This window comes from Dietzia sp. oral taxon 368, assembly GCF_002999155.1.
In the GTDB taxonomy this organism is placed as follows: domain Bacteria; phylum Actinomycetota; class Actinomycetes; order Mycobacteriales; family Mycobacteriaceae; genus Dietzia; species Dietzia cinnamea.
This window is the reverse complement of record NZ_CP027238.1, coordinates 670,614-687,404: the sequence shown is the minus strand read 5'-3', so window position 1 is coordinate 687,404 and position 16,791 is coordinate 670,614. Positions and strand designations below refer to the sequence as shown.

At 69.9% G+C, this 16,791-nt stretch carries 14 protein-coding genes; 10 read left to right on the top strand and 4 right to left on the bottom strand.

The features are described from left to right. Positions 1 to 170: 170 nt before the first annotated feature. From C3V38_RS17530 to C3V38_RS03340, 4 genes are all read left to right on the top strand, one after another. Complete coding sequence (locus C3V38_RS17530; protein WP_165001063.1) at positions 171 to 317, top strand: hypothetical protein; 147 nt, start codon at positions 171 to 173, stop codon at positions 315 to 317. Positions 318 to 462: 145 nt separating this feature from the next. After that, positions 463 to 609: a hypothetical protein gene (locus C3V38_RS17525; protein WP_165001062.1), complete on the top strand. Its 147-nt coding sequence runs from the start codon at positions 463 to 465 to the stop codon at positions 607 to 609. 407 nt (positions 610 to 1,016) lie between these two features. Next, positions 1,017 to 2,147, top strand: a complete 1,131-nt coding sequence (locus C3V38_RS03345) for an alpha/beta hydrolase family protein (RefSeq protein ID WP_070722406.1) — start codon at positions 1,017 to 1,019, stop codon at positions 2,145 to 2,147. A gap of 144 nt (positions 2,148 to 2,291) precedes the next feature. Next, complete coding sequence (locus C3V38_RS03340) at positions 2,292 to 3,188, top strand: alpha/beta fold hydrolase (protein WP_061227953.1); 897 nt, start codon at positions 2,292 to 2,294, stop codon at positions 3,186 to 3,188. On the opposite strand, the gene C3V38_RS03335 is transcribed toward C3V38_RS03340, so the two are convergent. After that, complete coding sequence (locus C3V38_RS03335; protein ID WP_106386349.1) at positions 3,148 to 5,328, bottom strand: prolyl oligopeptidase family protein; 2,181 nt, start codon at positions 5,326 to 5,328, stop codon at positions 3,148 to 3,150. The two genes, C3V38_RS03340 and C3V38_RS03335, sit on opposite strands and share 41 nt — an antisense overlap. A 182-nt stretch (positions 5,329 to 5,510) precedes the next feature. On the opposite strand from C3V38_RS03335, the gene C3V38_RS17520 reads away from it, so the two are divergent. Further along, on the top strand, positions 5,511 to 5,657 hold the full coding sequence (locus C3V38_RS17520) for a hypothetical protein (RefSeq protein ID WP_165001061.1): 147 nt from the start codon (positions 5,511 to 5,513) through the stop codon (positions 5,655 to 5,657). Between the two features lie 122 nt (positions 5,658 to 5,779). Then, positions 5,780 to 7,171, top strand: coding sequence for a dihydrolipoyl dehydrogenase (gene lpdA, locus C3V38_RS03330; RefSeq protein ID WP_061227954.1), 1,392 nt, complete (start codon positions 5,780 to 5,782; stop codon positions 7,169 to 7,171). A gap of 216 nt (positions 7,172 to 7,387) precedes the next feature. Here lpdA and C3V38_RS03325 read toward each other — a convergent pair whose 3' ends face one another. Continuing rightward, positions 7,388 to 8,179, bottom strand: coding sequence for a hypothetical protein (locus C3V38_RS03325; RefSeq protein ID WP_070721855.1), 792 nt, complete (start codon positions 8,177 to 8,179; stop codon positions 7,388 to 7,390). Positions 8,180 to 8,444: 265 nt separating this feature from the next. Between C3V38_RS03325 and C3V38_RS03320 the strand changes: the two genes are divergently transcribed. Together C3V38_RS03320 and C3V38_RS03315 are read left to right on the top strand one after the other, a co-directional pair. Further along, positions 8,445 to 9,179 carry an HAD family phosphatase gene (locus tag C3V38_RS03320; RefSeq protein ID WP_070721858.1) on the top strand — a complete coding sequence of 245 codons (735 nt, stop codon included), beginning with the start codon at positions 8,445 to 8,447 and terminating at the stop codon, positions 9,177 to 9,179. Next, positions 9,176 to 11,668 carry a glycoside hydrolase family 65 protein gene (locus tag C3V38_RS03315; RefSeq protein ID WP_106385086.1) on the top strand — a complete coding sequence of 831 codons (2,493 nt, stop codon included), beginning with the start codon at positions 9,176 to 9,178 and terminating at the stop codon, positions 11,666 to 11,668. Before C3V38_RS03320 ends, C3V38_RS03315 begins: the two co-directional genes overlap by 4 nt. 482 nt (positions 11,669 to 12,150) lie before the next feature. On the opposite strand, the gene C3V38_RS03310 is transcribed toward C3V38_RS03315, so the two are convergent. Both C3V38_RS03310 and ramB read right to left on the bottom strand, forming a co-directional pair. Further along, on the bottom strand, positions 12,151 to 12,735 hold the full coding sequence (locus tag C3V38_RS03310; protein ID WP_106385085.1) for a carboxymuconolactone decarboxylase family protein: 585 nt from the start codon (positions 12,733 to 12,735) through the stop codon (positions 12,151 to 12,153). Between the two features lie 5 nt (positions 12,736 to 12,740). Further along, positions 12,741 to 14,195, bottom strand: a complete 1,455-nt coding sequence (gene ramB / locus C3V38_RS03305; protein WP_061915343.1) for an acetate metabolism transcriptional regulator RamB — start codon at positions 14,193 to 14,195, stop codon at positions 12,741 to 12,743. A 194-nt stretch (positions 14,196 to 14,389) separates the two neighbouring features. Here ramB and aceA point away from each other — a divergent pair, with 194 nt between their 5' ends. Next, entirely contained in the window at positions 14,390 to 15,679 is a 1,290-nt protein-coding gene (gene aceA, locus C3V38_RS03300) for an isocitrate lyase (protein WP_106385084.1), read from the top strand. Positions 15,680 to 15,869: 190 nt separating this feature from the next. Then, entirely contained in the window at positions 15,870 to 16,790 is a 921-nt protein-coding gene (locus C3V38_RS03295) for a 3-hydroxybutyryl-CoA dehydrogenase (RefSeq protein WP_106385083.1), read from the top strand. Position 16,791 lies beyond the last annotated feature (1 nt).

The following is a 16,791-nucleotide window of genomic DNA, read 5'->3' as shown; positions in this document are numbered from 1 at the left end:
TGCTTGGAAGTCATTGTAATGTGGGTCACGGTGGGCTAGGTTCGGTGTGACGGGCCCCTCTGTGGCGGTACTTCACATGGTGCAGATCACAATTGACATAGGGGTGCGCCCCGTTACCCTAATTTCTGCCTCAGCATTCCGGGGTTCACTTCTCAACAAGGGAGACTTTCATGCCTGACTTTGGTGCACTGGCCGACCTCATCGGTGGCATCACCGACATCCTCGGTGCCGCGGAGTTCTTCACCGGCTCGCTCGGCGGCAACAACGTCGACGGCTTCCTCGGTGCCATCGGCTCCATCAGCGCCGGCGGCGAGTGATGACCCCGGGCCGCCGCTGACGGGGCGGCCCACCGGCTCGGGACGCGGCCGGACCCCAATGCCTCCCACCTGACCCCGGGCCGGTCCGGCCCGCATCTCACCGAGGTCCCGCGCGGAGCGGGGCCCATCCTCAAAGGAGACAATCATGGAGCTCGGTTCCCTCGCGGCCGTGTCCGACACCCTCGGCTTCGTCAACGACTTCCTCGGCGCCTTCGGCGACCTCTTCTCGGGCCTCGACTACTTCACCGGCGGTGACTTCGAGGAGGCCCTCGCCGGCGGCTTCATGAAGTGATCTGACCTTCGGTCTCGATAAGGGGCGTCGGGAGTGCTTCCCGGCGCCCCTTTTCGTGTCTGCGGCCGGGTTTCGGCGTAGGGTCTCGGCGGCATGTTCACGGGGTTGAGGTCCCGAGGTAACGGTGTGGCCGGTACCGTCGATAAGGAACATGTGAGCCGCCACCGCGTCTGGTGAGGTTTCCATGGCTTCCGGCCAGGGAATCCGCAGGGGGTCGTGGAGGGCGGACGCGTGACTCGCCCCCGAAGTCCCACGCCTGCACGGTGTGTGACCCGTGGGGCTTGTGTGACCGATACGGATTGGGTTTACTCTCCCCTGAGGGTCTGCCCAGGCCGTCGGCGATAAGAGGTGTCCGGCCCCGCTTCCGTGGGGCCGGTGAACTACGAGAACGTAAAGGCGTCGGAATTATGCGATCAGTCAAGAGCCGCCGGCTCGGCACGAAGGTGACTGCGGCGGCCCTGGCCGCGGCCATGGTCCCCGTCGTCGCCACCGGCACGGCTCAGGCCCAGGGCGGCACGATCCAGTACACCAAGGCCACGGCCACTAACAAGGTCGCCGAGACCGAGCTCCCGGACGGTCGACTGATCGTGTCGGTGTGGTCGGACAAGATGGCCATCGAGGTGCCGAACATCGTCCAGCGGCCGCGCGACGGCAACCCGCACGCGCCGGTCCTCTACCTGGTCAACGGTGCCGGTGGCGGCGAGGACTCAGCCACCTGGCAGGCACAGTCCGACGTCAAGCAGTTCATGTCCGACAAGGACGCCTGGACCGTCACCCCGATCGGCGGCGCCTTCTCGTACTACACGGACTGGCAGAAGCACGATCCCAATGTCCAGACCCGCTTCGCGCGTGACACCGACCGTCCGATGGCGTTCGAGACCTACCTCGCCAAAGAACTGCCGGATCTCTTCGAGGGTCGCTACGGGGGGAACACCGGCGACGCCCGCGGCCGTGGTCTCGCCGCGATCTCCATGACCGCGACCTCGGTCCTGACCATCGCCCAGAAGTACCCGGGCAGGTTCGACGCCATCGGCTCCTACTCCGGCTGTGCGGAGACCTCCACCCCGATCGGCCACGAGTTCATCAACATCGTCACCGGCATGCGGGGCGGGGCCGACCTCAACAACATGTGGGGGCCCTTCCCGGGCGAGCCCCGCGCGGGTACCAACAGCTGGTTCGACAACGACCCGGTCTGGGGCGCCTGGCGCTTCAAGGAGCAGATGGACCGCGGCCAGCTGCCCGCCATGTTCATCTCCACCGGAAACGGTCTGCCCGGACCGCACGAGTCGCTCGAGAACTGGCGCCTGCGCAACAGCATCCCGGCGCTGGCCAACCAGGCGATCGTCGGCGGTGTCATCGAGGCGGCCACCCAGTACTGCACGGCCAATCTGGCCCGCCGCTTCGGCGAGCTCGGCATCCCCGCCCACTTCGACTTCGCGCCCAACGGCACGCACTCGTGGGGCTACTGGGAGGACGACCTCAAGCAGTCCTGGCCCATGATGGCGAACGCCATGGGTGCCCGCTGGGGCGCTCTCTGATCGACCGGCGCCACGGCGGCTCACCCGCGCCCGGAGCCCACGGACCCCGCTCACCTCACATCAGGTGGGCGGGGTCCGTTCTCGTATGCGGCCCCGCCGCGGGCCGGCTGCGGCGAACGGAGCGTAGTCCGGCATCCTGTACCCATGACCACGATCGAAGACCCCGCCCGGGTCGAACTGCACCACCCGGACGGCAGCACCAGCCCGCTGCTGATCGTGGAGACCGACCAGCGGGACGAGCGCCGGCCGTCGGTCCTGGTGCTGCCGGGCATCGCCGTCGGCGCCCGTTACTACCTCCCGCTCGCCCGCGCGCTGGCGGCCGAGGGCGTCGACGTCGCGATCACCGAGCTGCGCGGCCAGGGGGAGAGCACCTACCGCATCGGTCGGCGTAGCGCCCCGGCCGGCTACCACGAGAGCGCCGCCGAGGACGTCCCGCTCGCGCTCGACGCGATGGAGCAGCGACTCGGCCGGCGGCCCGTGATCCTCCTGGGGCACAGCATGGGCGCGCAGATCGGTGTGTACCACCTCGCGCGCCACGACCCGCGCGTCGCCGGGCTCGTCGCGGTCGCCGCCCAGTCACCGTTCCACCGCGGCTTCCCGGGGCCCGTCGGTCGCAAGCTGCGCGCGGGCTCGGTGATCCTGCCGGCGCTGGGCTGGCTCTCCGGGCACGTGCCGGGACAGTTCTTCGGCGCGAAGGGACGGATCCCCGCCGACCGCATCCGGGACTGGGCCCGGCTCGCCGCGGCGGGCGTCATGCAGCCGGCCCGCGCCGATCTCGACTACCCGGCGGGCCTGTCGCGCGTCACCGTGCCGGCGCTGGCGGTGGTGATCGCCGACGACCCGCTCGCCCCCGCGAGTGCCGCACGCAACCTCCTGGCCATGCTGCCCTCCGCGCGCACGACCCTCGAGCTCGAACCCGAGGCGCTGGGGCACAACTCGTGGGCGCGCCGACCCGCCGAGGTGGTCGCCCGGGTGCTCGCGTGGACGGACCGGGAGGTCGTCAGGCCCGAGCGGGACGACGACGAGGTAGTCGACGCCTGAAGAACTCGTACGTGAGGACCGCTTTCCGCGCCTCCTGCGTGTTGTCGGCGGCGCCGGCGTGGCCGCCCTCGACGTTCTCGTAATAGGCGACCTCGTGACCCGCGGCCTCCAGGGCGGCGGTCATCTTCCGCGCGTGGCCCGGGTGCACGCGGTCATCCCGTGTCGAGGTGGTCATGAGCACGGGCGGGTAACGGACCTCCGAGGCGGGCCGGATGTTCTGGTAGGGGGAGTACGCGCCGAGGAAATCGTCCCAGTCGGACGAGTCCGGGTCGCCGTACTCGGCCATCCACGACGCGCCGGCCAACAGTAGGTGGTAACGCTTCATGTCCAGCAGCGGTACAGCGATCGCCAGCGCTCCGAAGAGTTCCGGGTAGCGGGTGAGCATGACGCCCATGAGCAGCCCGCCGTTGGATCCGCCGGTCGCGCCCAGCTGGTCGCGGGTGGTCACCCCCGTATCGACGAGGGCGCGCGCCACGGCCGCGAAGTCCTCGTAGGCGCGCGGCCGCTTCTCGCGCAGGGCGGCCCGGTGCCACGACGGCCCGTACTCGCCGCCGCCGCGGATCCCCGCCACGACGTAGACTCCGCCCTCCTCGAGCCACAGCGCGCCGCGCAGGGCCGCGTACGCGGGCCGCATCGACACCTCGAAGCCTCCGTAGCCGTACAGGATGGTTGGTCGGGGGCCGTCCGGGCCGGGCCCGCGCATGACGGTGTACGGGACCTCGGTGCCGTCGTCGCTCACGGCGGTGTGGCGGGTGACCTCGATGCCGGCCGTGTCGAACCGGTGCGGGGTCGCGCCGAGGGTGGTGGTGCTGCCGTCGGCGCGCAGGAGCACCAGCGACGGTGGCACGACCGGCCCGGAGACCGCGAGCACGGCGTCGTCGGGGTGCGGCCGCTCGCCGTCGGACCGCCCTCCTCCCGCCGGCCCGGAATCCTCCTGCTCGCCGTCCCGCATCCCGGACAGCCGGTCGCAGGACAGCACGTCGATCGACACGTGCTCGGGCAGGCCCTCCACCGGCCGCGGCGTCCAGTCGCCGTCGACGGAATCGGGGATGGTGTAGGCCTCGATCCGCGACTCGGTGTCGTCGAGGACCGTCAGCAGGATCCGGCCGCGGCCCCAGGTGATGTCCTCGACGGTCGTGGACGGGGTGGGGGAGAACAGGACGACCGGCTCGGGCAGGCGCTCGGGGTCGGCGTCCACGACGGACCACGGCACCACGAGCACCGACCCGCCGGGATGGGTCCGGCCCGCGATCTCGAGATCGGTCCGGGGCCTCAGGAGGAGCCAGTCGCCGCACGAGGTGACGTCGCAGTCCTCGGGCACGGGCACGGCGCGCGGCCCGGTCGCGGTGGGGTCGGTCCCGGGCGTCCAGAAGACCTCCTGCGAGGTGTGGAAGTCCGGTGCGCGGCTGGCGAGGAACCGGCCCGTCGTCGGGTCGTGCGAGGCCCCCACCGCCACGTCGTCCGTCCGTCCCTCGAAGATCACGGGCGCCTGCGCGGGATCGGTACCGCGCCGCCACAGTCGCACGACGCGCGCGTACCCCGAGTCGGTGGCGTCGGATCCCTCCGGGTCGAGCGGCGCGGCGAGGAGCACGGTGTCGCGGTCGACCCACGACACCGAGCACTTGGCCTCGCTCAGTCGGAAGCCGTCCTCCGAGGCGGGGACGAAGCGTCGCGCGAGGAGGTCGAACTCGCGGATCTCGACGGCGTCCGCGCCGCCGCGGGACAACCGCAGCAGTGCGCGGTCGTCGGCGGGCCGGCGGACGACCGTCCCCGAGTACACCCAGTTGACGCCTTCCTCGTCGGCGAGCGCGTCGACGTCGACGAGCGTCTCCCACGCCGGGTGGTCGACACCTGGCGCGCCCTCTGCGAGGACCGACCACGGCACGCGGCGCCACAGTCCGCGTCGGTGGTCGCCGTCCTTCCACAGCGTGTAGGCGTGGGGGCCGCGCAGGACGGGCCAGGCGATACGGTCCGTGGCGTCGAGGATCTCCAGCGCCCGGGTGTAGGAGGCCTCGGCGTGCTCGCCGGTCGCGAGATCGGCCACCGTCCGGTCGCTGCGCATCCGCACCCACTCCAGGGCGTGGGGCGCGTCCACGTCCTCCAGGTGGAGGTACGGATCTGAGCTCGGGGAAACCGTCATGACCTCGATGATGCCGTGGTCGTGTCGGAGTGACCGAGCCGACATGTCGGATGGGGGTCCAGATCTTCACAGACTCTTGTTATGAGGCTGCGCCGTCAGTAGCATCATCCCCACGTTCGGGTCGTCTGACCCGGCCATTCTCGGGGATCCGGGAATGCACCCTCGATAAACGGAGACACATAATGGGTTCCCTCAAGCTCGGATCGGTCACGGAGTCCCTCGGCGGAGGCACCGGCAGCTCCACCGAGACCATCACCGATCAGATCGCCGAGACCGTCGGCGACCTGGTCGCCACCGCGCTCCGGCAGGTCCTGGGCAACCTGTCCTGACGGTGCCCGCAGACATCCCGACGCCGCCCCTTCCACCCGGAGGGGGCGGCGTCGGGCATTTCGGGTGCGATCGGGGGCGGCTCGGGGTGCCTGCGACACGCGTTGCGCATAGTCTGTGTGTCGTGGCTGACACTCATTTCGACCTGATCGTCCTCGGCGCGGGCCCCGGTGGCTACGTCGCCGCAATCCGTGCCTCGCAGCTCGGCCTCAAGGTGGCCGTCGTCGAGGAGAAGTACTGGGGCGGTGTGTGCCTCAACGTGGGTTGTATCCCCTCAAAGGCACTGCTGCGTAATGCGGAGCTGGCCAACACGGTTCAGCGTGACGGCAAGCTGTTCGGTATCTCCGGCGACGTCTCCTTCGACTTCGGCGCCGCCTACGACCGCAGCCGCAAGGTCTCGGACGGCATCGTCAAGGGCGTCCACTTCCTCATGAAGAAGAACAAGATCACCGAGATCAACGGCTACGGGACGTTCACCGACGCCAAGACGATCGAGGTCGACGGCACGGAGTACACGTTCGACAACTGCATCATCGCCACCGGCTCCGTGGTCAAGACCCTCCCGGGCATCGAGCTGAGCGAGAACGTGGTCAGCTACGAGGAGCAGATCCTCTCCCGCGAGCTGCCCGACTCGATCGTCGTGGTGGGCGCGGGCGCGATCGGCATGGAGTTCGCGTACGTGATGAACGCCTACGGCGTCGAGGTCACGATCGTCGAGTTCATGGACCGCCTGCTGCCGAACGAGGACGAGGAGGTCTCCAAGGAGATCGCCAAGCACTACAAGAAGCTCGGCATCAAGCTCCTCACCGGGCACAAGACCACCAAGATCACCGACAACGGTGACTCGGTGGACGTGGAGATCGAGAAGAAGGACGGCGGGGAGACCCAGACGGTCACCGTGGACAAGGTCCTCATGGCCGTCGGCTTCGGTCCCCGCGTCGAGGGCTTCGGCCTGGAGAACGCCGGCGTCGAGCTCACCGACCGCGGCGCGATCGACATCGACGACCACATGCGCACCAACGTCGACGGCATCTACGCCATCGGCGACGTCACCGGCAAGCTGCAGCTCGCCCACGTGGCCGAGGCGCAGGGCGTCGTGGCCGCCGAGACCATGGCCGGCGCCGAGACCCAGACCCTGGGCGACTACCGTATGATGCCGCGCGCCACGTTCTGCCAGCCGCAGGTCGCGTCCTTCGGGCTCACCGAGGCCCAGGCGAGGGACGAGGGCTACGACGTCAAGGTGGCCAAGTTCCCGTACTCCGCCAACGGCAAGGCGCAGGGCCTCGGCCATGCGGTCGGCTTCGTGAAGATCGTCGCCGACGCCACCCACGGAGAGCTGATCGGCGGCCACCTCATCGGTCCCGATGTCTCCGAGCTCCTGCCCGAGCTGACCCTCGCGCAGATGTGGGACCTCACCGCCGCCGACGTCGCCCGCAACGTGCACACGCACCCGACGCTGTCCGAGGCCATGAAGGAGGCCGTCGAGGGCATCGCCGGCCACATGATCAACCTCTGACGGTCCGCCCGTCGCTCCGCCCCGCTGCTCGCCGGTTCGTCCGGCCGGGCGGCGGGGCGGAGTGCCTTCCGGCGTGTGCCCGGCGCGGGGTCCAACCCGTCCACAGCTGACGGAACGATCGGGCCCCGGCCGACGAAAAGACCGTTCCGCACGGACCCACTCGGGCGACGTGTGCGAAACGGTCTTCTCGATGGCGCGGACCCGCCGGCCGCGGGGTCACTCGGCGTTGACGAGCTTCTCCATCTGCGCCGTGTAGATCGCGTCGAGGGCGCCGGCGGCGGTCGGCAGGACCGGGTCGGCCGCGGGATCGTCGCCGCGGGCCGCGTACTCCACGCTCACCGTGGTGTCGCGGGCGTACCCGTGGATCGCGATGGCCCGGCTCAGGGTCTTCGTGCCGTCCGGCTGCGTGGTGATGAAGTCGCTGGTGACGCGGAAGCCCTCGGCGCCCGCGATCTCCGGCGCGTCCTGCACCGACATGACGAGCTCGACGTCGGGGTTCGAGGTGCTGCGCGCGGTGTCGCACGCCTCGTAGAGGGAGCGGTCCATGAAGTCGTCGAGCCGGCCGCTCACCATGCCGATGCCGAACCGGTGCTCCGTCTCGTCCGTCTCGGACTGCTTGTAGCGCACCGCCGCGGTCACGCCGTCCGTGGTGGCGTGGTTGGAGACGGTCTCGAGGCGCGAGACCTTGTCGCAGGCCGGGTCGTCCATGAGCTGGCGCTGCTGGTCGGCGACGAGCTTGTCGACGGCCTCTTGGAGCATCGGCCGGTCGAGCACCTGGACGATGCCACCCCCCGGGGCCTCGCCCTCGGCCAGCACGAGCTCCTCGACGGGCGCCTGCGGGGCCGAGTCGTCGACCGTCGGCGAGGCCGGCGCCGAGGTCGACGTGTCGCCCGACTGCTCGGCCTCGGTGCCGGAGTCGTCCGACGAACAGGCCGTGAGAGCTGCCGCGGTGACCAGCGCGAGGCCGGCGGCCGCGACGCGGCGGGTGGTGCGGGTGCGGAGGCGCATCTCTCTCCTTTGTTTTCGGTTACCCACATAGTGCCACCGTCGTACCGCTATCTGTGCATCGTGCCCCGCGTGCGGCGCGCTGCGGAAAAGCCCGCGGGCACGGCCGTGGAACGCCGGAAACATCAAAAGCGACCGCGGGGGCCCGAAGTCGGGGGCAGTGACCGCGCGGGTGGAAGCGGTGTAACGGGCCCGGTGTGACTACCCTTGGGGCCGCGCACGGGCGGAGCCTCTCGGCGCCGACGACCCCCTGATATAGGACAACGATATGGACCATGACGGTGTGGACGCCGTGCTCTTCGACCTCGACGGGGTGATCACCCCGACGGCGGAGAAGCACATGGAGGCGTGGAACCGGATGTTCAGCGCGTACTTCGACGCCCGCGGGATCGACCCGTACTCGGACGAGGACTACTTCCGGTACATCGACGGCAAGCCGCGCGTCGAGGGCATCGCGTCGATGCTCGCCGCGCGGGGCCTCACCCTGCCCGAGGGGAGCGACGACGACGAGGCCGGGCCGGACGCGGACACGATCCACGGACTCGGTACGCGCAAGAACGTGATCTTCCGTGAGCTGCTCGACGAGGGGATCGAGGCCTACCCCGGCTCGGTCGCCTACCTCGACGCGCTCGACGCCGCCGGCATCGCCTCGTGCGTCGTCTCGAGCTCGAAGAACGCGGAGGCCGTGCTCACCGCGGCCGGGCTGCGGGACCGGTTCGACGTGATCGTGGACGGCCTGGTCGCCGCAGCCGAGGGCATCCCCGGTAAGCCGAAGCCCGACACGTACCTGCGGGGTGCCGAGCTGCTCGGCGTCCCCGCGGAGCGCTGCGTCGTGATCGAGGACGCCGTCTCGGGGGTGCAGGCCGGTGCTGCCGGCGGGTTCGCGCGGGTGGTCGGCGTGGACCGGGGGGCCGGGCGCGAGACCCTGCTCGCGGAGGGTGCCGACCTCGTCGTCGTCGACCTGGCCGAGCTCATCCCCGGACTCCAGGAGGCCCGCCGGTGACACGTGTCCCCATCTCCCGTGGCCCGGTGCACGACACCGTCGGCCAGTCGGTGCCCGGCAACATCCGCACCACCTACGGTGTGAACCTCCGCAGCCACCTCGAGGTGCCGGAGATCAACCGGTCCACCCACCCCGCCGACCCGTGGCGATGGGTCGAGACCCGCCCCAAGGCGTCCCCGCTGGGGGTGTCCGAGACCCAGTTCGCGGTGGCCAACGGCTACCTGGGCATGCGCGGCAACCCGGAGGAGGGTCGCGACTCGGTCCAGCACGGGACCTTCGTCAACGGCTTCCACGAGACGTGGCACATCCAGCACGCCGAGGACGCGTACGGCCTCGCGCGCGAGGGCCAGACGATGATCCAGGCCCCCGACACCAAGACGATCCGCGTCTACGTCGACGACGAGCCCCTGCGGCTGGGCGTGGCCGACCTCGAGCACTACGAGCGAAGCATCGACTTCCGCGACGGGATCCTGCGCCGCGAACTCGTGTGGCGCACGCCGGCCGGCAAAAAGGTCGTCATCCGCTCCAGCCGGATGGTGTCCATGGTGGAGAAGCACCTCGCCGTGATGACCTACGAGATCGAGCTGCCGGACGAGCCCGCGCCCGTGGTGATCTCCTCGCAGGTCCTCAACCGTCAGGACGGCGAGGACGAGTACGGCTCCGCCGACGACGTCCCCGACGAGGGCTTCGACCCGCGCCGCGCCGAGGGACTGGACCACCGCGTCCTCGAGTCCCAGCTCTGCGAGGGCCAGCGCGGTTACCAGGTGCACGGCTACCGCTGCGCCCACTCCGGAATGACCATCGCCGTGGCCGTCGACCACCTCCTCGAGACCGAGGACGACGTGGCCATGAGCCACGAGATCGACGACGACTCGTCGAAGGTCGTCTACCACGCGCACGTCACGCCGGGGCGCGTGCTCAAGCTGACCAAGCTCGCCGCGTACCACACGTCCGAGGTCGTGCCCGCGGGCGAACTCGCCGACCGGTGCTCACGCACCCTCGGCCGGGCCCGCGAGCGCGGCGTGGACGACCTGCACCGCACCCAGCGGGACTGGTACGACCACTTCTGGGATCGTGCCGACGTCGAGGTGGAGGGCCCCGCGGAGACGCAGCAGGCCATCCGGTTCAACCTCTTCCAGCTGGCCCAGGCCTCGGCACGGGCCGAGTACAACGGCATCGCCGCCAAGGGCGTCACCGGTAGTGGCTACTCCGGCCACTACTTCTGGGACACCGAGACGTACGTCCTGCCGTTCCTGACGTACACCATGCCGCGGTTCGCCCGGAACGCCCTGCGCTTCCGGTACAACATGCTCGACAAGGCGCGGGAGCGCGCGAAGTTCCTGTCCGTCAAGGGCGCCCTCTACCCGTGGCGGACCATCAACGGTGAGGAGGCGTCGGCCTACTACGAGGCCGGCACCGCCCAGTACCACATCAACGCCGACATCGCGCACGCCATGGTCAAGTACATGTGGGCCACCGAGGACCAGGACTTCATGATCCGCGAGGGCGTGGACGTGCTGGTCGAGACCGCGCGGATGTGGGTCTCGCTCGGCTTCTTCGACGGCGACGGCATGTTCCACATCCACGGTGTGACCGGGCCGGACGAGTACACCACGGTCGTGGACAACAACCTGTTCACCAACGCGATGGCGCGGTTCAATCTCGTGGCCGCGGCGATCGCCTGCAAGCGGATCGCGGGGCTGGGCAACGGCCAGTGGGAGGCGATCTGTCGGCGCCTGAAGATCCGCGACGAGGAGATCGCCGAGTGGAAGCGCGCCGCCGAGAACATGGTGATCGCGTTCGACGAGGAACTGGGCGTCCACCCGCAGGACCAGGACTTCCTCGCCAAGGAGGTCTGGGACCAGGACCTCGAGGAACCCCGCCGGCCGCTCCTGCTGCACTTCCATCCGCTGGTCATCTACCGGCATCAGGTGCTCAAGCAGGCCGATGTCGTGCTGGCCATGTTCCTGCGTGGTGACGAGTTCAGCGAGGAGCAGAAGCGGGCGAACTTCGAGTACTACGACCCGTTGACCACCGGCGACTCCACCCTGTCGGCCGTGGTGCAGGCGATCATCGCGGCTGAGATCGGCTACTGCGACGAGGCGTTCGAGCACTTCCAAAAGGCCCTGGTTGTGGACCTGGCCGACGTGCACGGCAACGCTTCCGACGGCATCCATGTGGCCTCCACCGGCGGGGTTTGGTCGGCGCTGGTCAGCGGCTTCGGCGGCATGCGCGACTACCGGGGCGAGATCTCGTTCGACCCGCGGGTGCCCGCGCAGTGGGGGTCGCTGACGTTCCGGATGACGGTGCGGGGCACGCACGTGCGGGTCCGCTGCGACCACCACGAGCTCACGATCGCGAACCTCAACGGCGCCGACTTCGAGTGCACGGTGCAGGGCCGCGATGTGCACGTGCCGGCGGGGCAGACGGTGACGGTCGGCCTCGACGACCGGGCCCGCGTCTGCCTGTCCTGCCCGGAAACGGTCTGACCCGCGGCTCGCCTGGGCGGCCCGCCCGTCCCGACCCGGCCCGACCCGGTCGGATTCGTCGCCCGGACGGTGGGCCCGAGCTGCGTCGGCGGCGGATCTGTTGGTCGGCTGCGTCCGAGGCGGGGCTGGTCGGATGGGCCTCGGGCTTGAATCGGCGTGGTCGTCTCGCCGGCTCAGCTCGCGATTTGAGGCCCCGCCGCACGCTGCCTATCGGATCGCGCTACACCTAAGGGATCCGATGGGCGTTGCGCGAGCGGATGGGCGGCGTGGGATCAGATGGGTGAGGCGGGCCCGATCGGTGAATCCGCTGCCGGGGCGGGTCGGTCGCTGCGGGGCCGGCGATCCGGAGCGCGGCGCGCGATCTGCCCCTCGGATCTCGTTTCGCTCGTCGCATTGCGATTCGCTCGCGGAGTTCCTGGGGCAGATCGATTTCGGAGGAGCGAGGTGTAATCCGCGGGGCGGATCGTGGAGGCGGGGCGGTGTCAGCGGGGGCGGTCCGGCTGGATGCGCAGCGTCTGCAGGGACGTGGCCAGGCCGTCGTACTGCGTGACCAATTGCACCAACGCGACCAGCTCTCCCGGGGTCAGGTATTCGGAGAGGGCGGCCCACGTCTCGTCGGACACGTCCTGCGCTTGCACCAGCTCGTCGACGGCCGTGAGCAGCACCTCCAGCCTGCCCGGCCAACCCGCGGAGGCGGGGTCGCGGGTGGTGCCGGCGATCTCGTCGTCGTCCAGTCCCACCCGCGCGCCGATGCGCTCGTGGTGCGCCCGCTCGTACACGCTGCCCCGCAGGTGGGCCACGCGCAGGATCACGAGTTCGGTGGTGCGGCGGTCGAGGATCCCGAACGGCATCATCATCCCCGAGTAGGCGAGCCAGGCGGGGAAGAGGCGGCGGGCGCGGCCGAGGGTGGCGAACAGGTGGACGTCGCGTGAGCCGGTGACGCGCGCGCCGATGCGGTTGACCGCCCAGCCGAACGGGCCGAGCTCGCGGAACCCGCCGGGACGGATGCGGGGGACCTGCGCGGCGGTGCCGTCGTGGCTGTCGCTGCTCTCGTGGGGCTGGCTCATGGCCGTCAGGGTAGGTCAGGCGCGGACCCGGCGGAGGCGGGTTCGCCGAGGAGGTACGGCGAGAGCGACGAGCGGTGGGCGTCCACGCGCAGCTCGTGATTGAGCGGCGGGAACGCGCGCTGCGGGCAGGCGGGGCGGTCGCACATACGGCAGCCGGAGCCGATCTTGGTGGCGGCGTCGACGTCGTCGAGGTCCAGACCCTGCGCGTACACGGTCCGGTGGGCGTGGCGGGCCTCGCAGCCCAGCCCGATCGCGAACGTCTTGCGCGGCTGCCCGAAGCGCATGGGCCGGGTCGTCACGGTGCGCGAGACCCACAGGTGCAGCCGGCCGTCGGGCATCTGTGCGACCTGCCGCATGATCTTGCCGGGAAACGAGAACGACTCGTAGATGTTCCACAGCGGGCACGTGCCACCGGAGGTCGTGAAGTGGAACCCGGTCGCGGACTGCCGCTTGGACATGTTGCCGGCGCGGTCGACGCGCACGAAGCTGAACGGCACCCCGGCCGCCCCGGGCCGCTGCAGTGTGGACAGGCGGTGGCACACGGTCTCGTAGCCGGTGGCGTGGAAGGCCATGAGCCGCTCGACGTCGTAGCGGAAGTCCTCGGCGGTGTCGAGGAACCGCTGGTAGGGCATGAGGACGGCGGCGGCGAAGTAGCTGGCCAGTCCGCGAAGGGCGAGCGCGACGGCGGCAGGGGAGGTGAAGGCCCCCTCCTCGACGAGGCTGTCGAGCAGGTCGCGGTGTTCGAGGAACGCGAGCTCGGAGGCCACGCGGAACGCCTGCTGACCGGGCGTGAGGTGCGCGGACAGGTCGAGGCGGCGATCCTCGGCGGAGAACACGTGCCAGAGGCCGTCGGGCAGGTCGACGCGGCGGGAGATGCGCACGCCGTGGGCCTCGGCGAGGCGGTTCTCGAGCTCGACGCGCACGTCGCCGCGGTTGAGCCGGATGCGGGTGGTGAGGTCCTCGGCGGCGGTGTCGAGGGAGTCGATGTAGTTCTGCCGTTGGTAGAAGTAGTCGCGCACCTCCTCGTGCGGCATGGACAGCACGGATCGGTCGACCGTGGACTCGGGCACGTTACGGGTCTCGGTGAGCGCGGCGAGCAGGTCGGCGGAGTTGCGGTAGCGCTGGTGCAGGAGCATGAAGGCGCGGGCGAGCGCGGGGTGCGCCCGGACGAGGTCGACGACCTCGTCGGCGGGGACCTCGGCGGACAACTGGGTGTCGGTGAGGGCCTCGGTCACCGCGGCGATGAGCCGGGTGTCCGAGTCGGAGGCGAAGAACGTGGAGTCGACGCCGTAGACCTCGGAGATCTTGACCAGGACCCGGGAGGTGACGGGGCGGGTGTCCTTCTCGAGTTGATTGAGGTACGACGACGACAAGCCGAGCGATTGCGCGAACGCCGCCTGGGTCAGGCCGTTCTCCTCGCGCAGTCGACGCAGTCGCGCCCCCATATGTGAGGCCGTCATCGGCTTCCCCCTCTCCGTCCGTGGCGCACCACACAATCTTCGCAAACTTTGCAAAGAAGGCAAAGAAACTCGCCACATTCGCACTTGCCGCAGGTAGACGCGCCGTAGCGAGTGTGGCATTGTGTCTGTCGTAAGGGGCCGTAACTCGCAAGAGTGCGAATACGGACCCGTCCCCGAGACAGAAAAGAGTCGCGATGTCGAACGTCGGCAAGGCACGTACCGCTGAAGAGATCCAGAAGGACTGGGACACCAACCCCCGCTGGAAGGGCATCACCCGCAACTACACGGCTGAGCAGGTCGCCGAGCTGCAGGGCACCGTCGTCGAGGAGCACACCCTCGCCCGTCGTGGCGCGGAGATCCTCTGGGAGAAGGTCAACACCAAGGACTTCGTCAACTCCCTCGGTGCCCTGACGGGCAACCAGGCCGTGCAGCAGATCCGCGCGGGCCTCGAGGCCGTCTACCTCTCCGGCTGGCAGGTCGCCGCCGACGCGAACCTCTCGGGCCACACCTACCCGGACCAGTCGCTGTACCCGGCCAACTCGGTGCCGACCGTCGTGCGTCGCATCAACAACGCCCTGCTGCGCGCCGACGAGATCGCCCGCATCGAGGGCGACACATCGGTGGAGAACTGGCTCGCCCCGATCGTGGCCGACGCCGAGGCCGGCTTCGGTGGCGCCCTGAACGCCTACGAGCTGCAGAAGTCCATGATCAACGCCGGTGCCGCCGGTGTGCACTGGGAGGACCAGCTGGCCTCCGAGAAGAAGTGCGGCCACCTCGGTGGCAAGGTGCTCATCCCGACCAACCAGCACATCCGCACCCTGACCTCGGCCCGCCTCGCCTCGGACGTCGCCAACGTGCCGTCCGTGATCATCGCGCGCACCGACGCCGAGGCCGCCACCCTGATCACCTCGGACGTCGACGAGCGCGACCGTCCGTTCATCACCGGTGAGCGCACCGCCGAGGGCTTCTACCACGTCAAGAACGGCATCGAGCCGTGCATCGAGCGCGCGAAGGCCTACGCCCCGTTCGCCGACATGATCTGGATGGAGACCGGCACCCCGGATCTCGAGTACGCCAAGAAGTTCGCCGAGGGCGTCAAGGCCGAGTTCCCGGACCAGCTCCTGGCCTACAACTGCTCGCCCTCCTTCAACTGGAAGGCGAACCTGGACGACGAGACCATCGCCAAGTTCCAGAAGGAGCTCGGCGCGATGGGCTTCAAGTTCCAGTTCATCACCCTGGCCGGCTTCCACTCGCTCAACTACGGCATGTTCGACCTGGCCTACGGCTACGCCCGCAACCAGATGAGCGCGTTCGTCGAGCTGCAGGAGCGCGAGTTCAAGGCCGCCGAGGAGCGTGGCTTCACCGCGGTCAAGCACCAGCGCGAGGTCGGCGCCGGCTACTTCGACCTCATCGCCACCACGGTCGACCCCAACACGTCCACCGCGGCGCTGAAGGGCTCCACCGAGGAGGGCCAGTTCCACTGAGATAGTGGACCTGACCGGTGAACCGATCCGATCGACGGTCGGCTCGCCGACATGAGGTGACAACCGGGGGCCGTGGCCGTCTCGACGAGGCGGCCCGGCCCCCGGTCGTCTCTCCGCTCACCCCGCCGCGGACCGGCGAACGGGCCGGCGCGCCCCCTCACGACCCTCCTCCCGAAGGACCCAGGACGCCATGAGCAGCAGCCGCGACGCCGCGACGGACGCGGGACGGATCACCCGCGTCGGCGTGGTGGGGGCCGGGCAGATGGGCTCCGGCATCGCCGAGGTCTGCGCGCGTGCCCACGTGGACGTCCTCGTGTGGGAGTCCACCCGAGAGCTCACCACCGCCGGCCGCTCCCGGATCCTGCAGTCCCTCGACCGTGGGGTGTCCTCGGGCAAGATCACCGAGCGCGAACGCGAACAGGCCGCCCTGCGCCTGCGCCTCACCACCGACCCGGGCGACTTCTGTGACCGCCAGCTCGTGATCGAGGCGGTCGCCGAGGACGAGGCCGCCAAGTCGGCCGTCTTCCGGCAGCTCGACGAGATCGTCACCGACCCGGGAGCCGTGTTGGCCACCAACACCTCCGCTGTCCCGGTCGCCACCCTCGCCGGGTGCACGGCCCGTCCGGAGCGCGTGCTCGGCATGCACTTCTTCAACCCCGTCCCCGTGCTCCCGCTGGTCGAGCTGGTGAGCACCCCCGAGACCGGCGCCGCCGTCCGCGACCGCGCCGAGACGTTCGCCGAACAGGTCCTCGGCAAGCAGGTCGTGCACTCCGCCGACCGCGCCGGCGCCGTGGTCAACGCCCTGCTCGTGCCGTACCTGCTCTCCGCCATCCGAATGGCGGAGTCCGGCCACGCCACCGCCGAGGACATCGACCGCGCCATGGTCCTCGGCTGCGCGCACCCCATGGGCCCGCTCGCGCTGGCCGATCACGTGGGGCTGGACACGGTCAAGGTGATAGCCGAGGCGATGCACGCAGAATTCGGTGAGCCGCTGTACGCGCCGCCCCCGCTGCTCGTGCACATGGTCGAGACGGGCCGGCTGGGCCGGAAGACGGGTCAGGGCTTCCACCGCTATCCCGTGCCCCGGGCGATGGCCCGGGCCACGCGCTGAG

What these genes read in the sequence shown, in the direction of transcription:
- C3V38_RS17530 (WP_165001063.1), top strand. Translation starts at nt 171, where the DNA reads ATGCCTGACTTTGGTGCACTGGCCGACCTCATCGGTGGCATCACCGAC.
- C3V38_RS17525 (WP_165001062.1), top strand. Translation starts at nt 463, where the DNA reads ATGGAGCTCGGTTCCCTCGCGGCCGTGTCCGACACCCTCGGCTTCGTC.
- C3V38_RS03345 (WP_070722406.1), top strand. Translation starts at nt 1,017, where the DNA reads ATGCGATCAGTCAAGAGCCGCCGGCTCGGCACGAAGGTGACTGCGGCG.
- C3V38_RS03340 (WP_061227953.1), top strand. Translation starts at nt 2,292, where the DNA reads ATGACCACGATCGAAGACCCCGCCCGGGTCGAACTGCACCACCCGGAC.
- C3V38_RS03335 (WP_106386349.1), bottom strand. Translation starts at nt 5,328, where the DNA reads ATGACGGTTTCCCCGAGCTCAGATCCGTACCTCCACCTGGAGGACGTG.
- C3V38_RS17520 (WP_165001061.1), top strand. Translation starts at nt 5,511, where the DNA reads ATGGGTTCCCTCAAGCTCGGATCGGTCACGGAGTCCCTCGGCGGAGGC.
- C3V38_RS03325 (WP_070721855.1), bottom strand. Translation starts at nt 8,179, where the DNA reads ATGCGCCTCCGCACCCGCACCACCCGCCGCGTCGCGGCCGCCGGCCTC.
- C3V38_RS03320 (WP_070721858.1), top strand. Translation starts at nt 8,445, where the DNA reads ATGGACCATGACGGTGTGGACGCCGTGCTCTTCGACCTCGACGGGGTG.
- C3V38_RS03310 (WP_106385085.1), bottom strand. Translation starts at nt 12,735, where the DNA reads ATGAGCCAGCCCCACGAGAGCAGCGACAGCCACGACGGCACCGCCGCG.
- ramB (WP_061915343.1), bottom strand. Translation starts at nt 14,195, where the DNA reads ATGACGGCCTCACATATGGGGGCGCGACTGCGTCGACTGCGCGAGGAG.
- aceA (WP_106385084.1), top strand. Translation starts at nt 14,390, where the DNA reads ATGTCGAACGTCGGCAAGGCACGTACCGCTGAAGAGATCCAGAAGGAC.
- C3V38_RS03295 (WP_106385083.1), top strand. Translation starts at nt 15,870, where the DNA reads ATGAGCAGCAGCCGCGACGCCGCGACGGACGCGGGACGGATCACCCGC.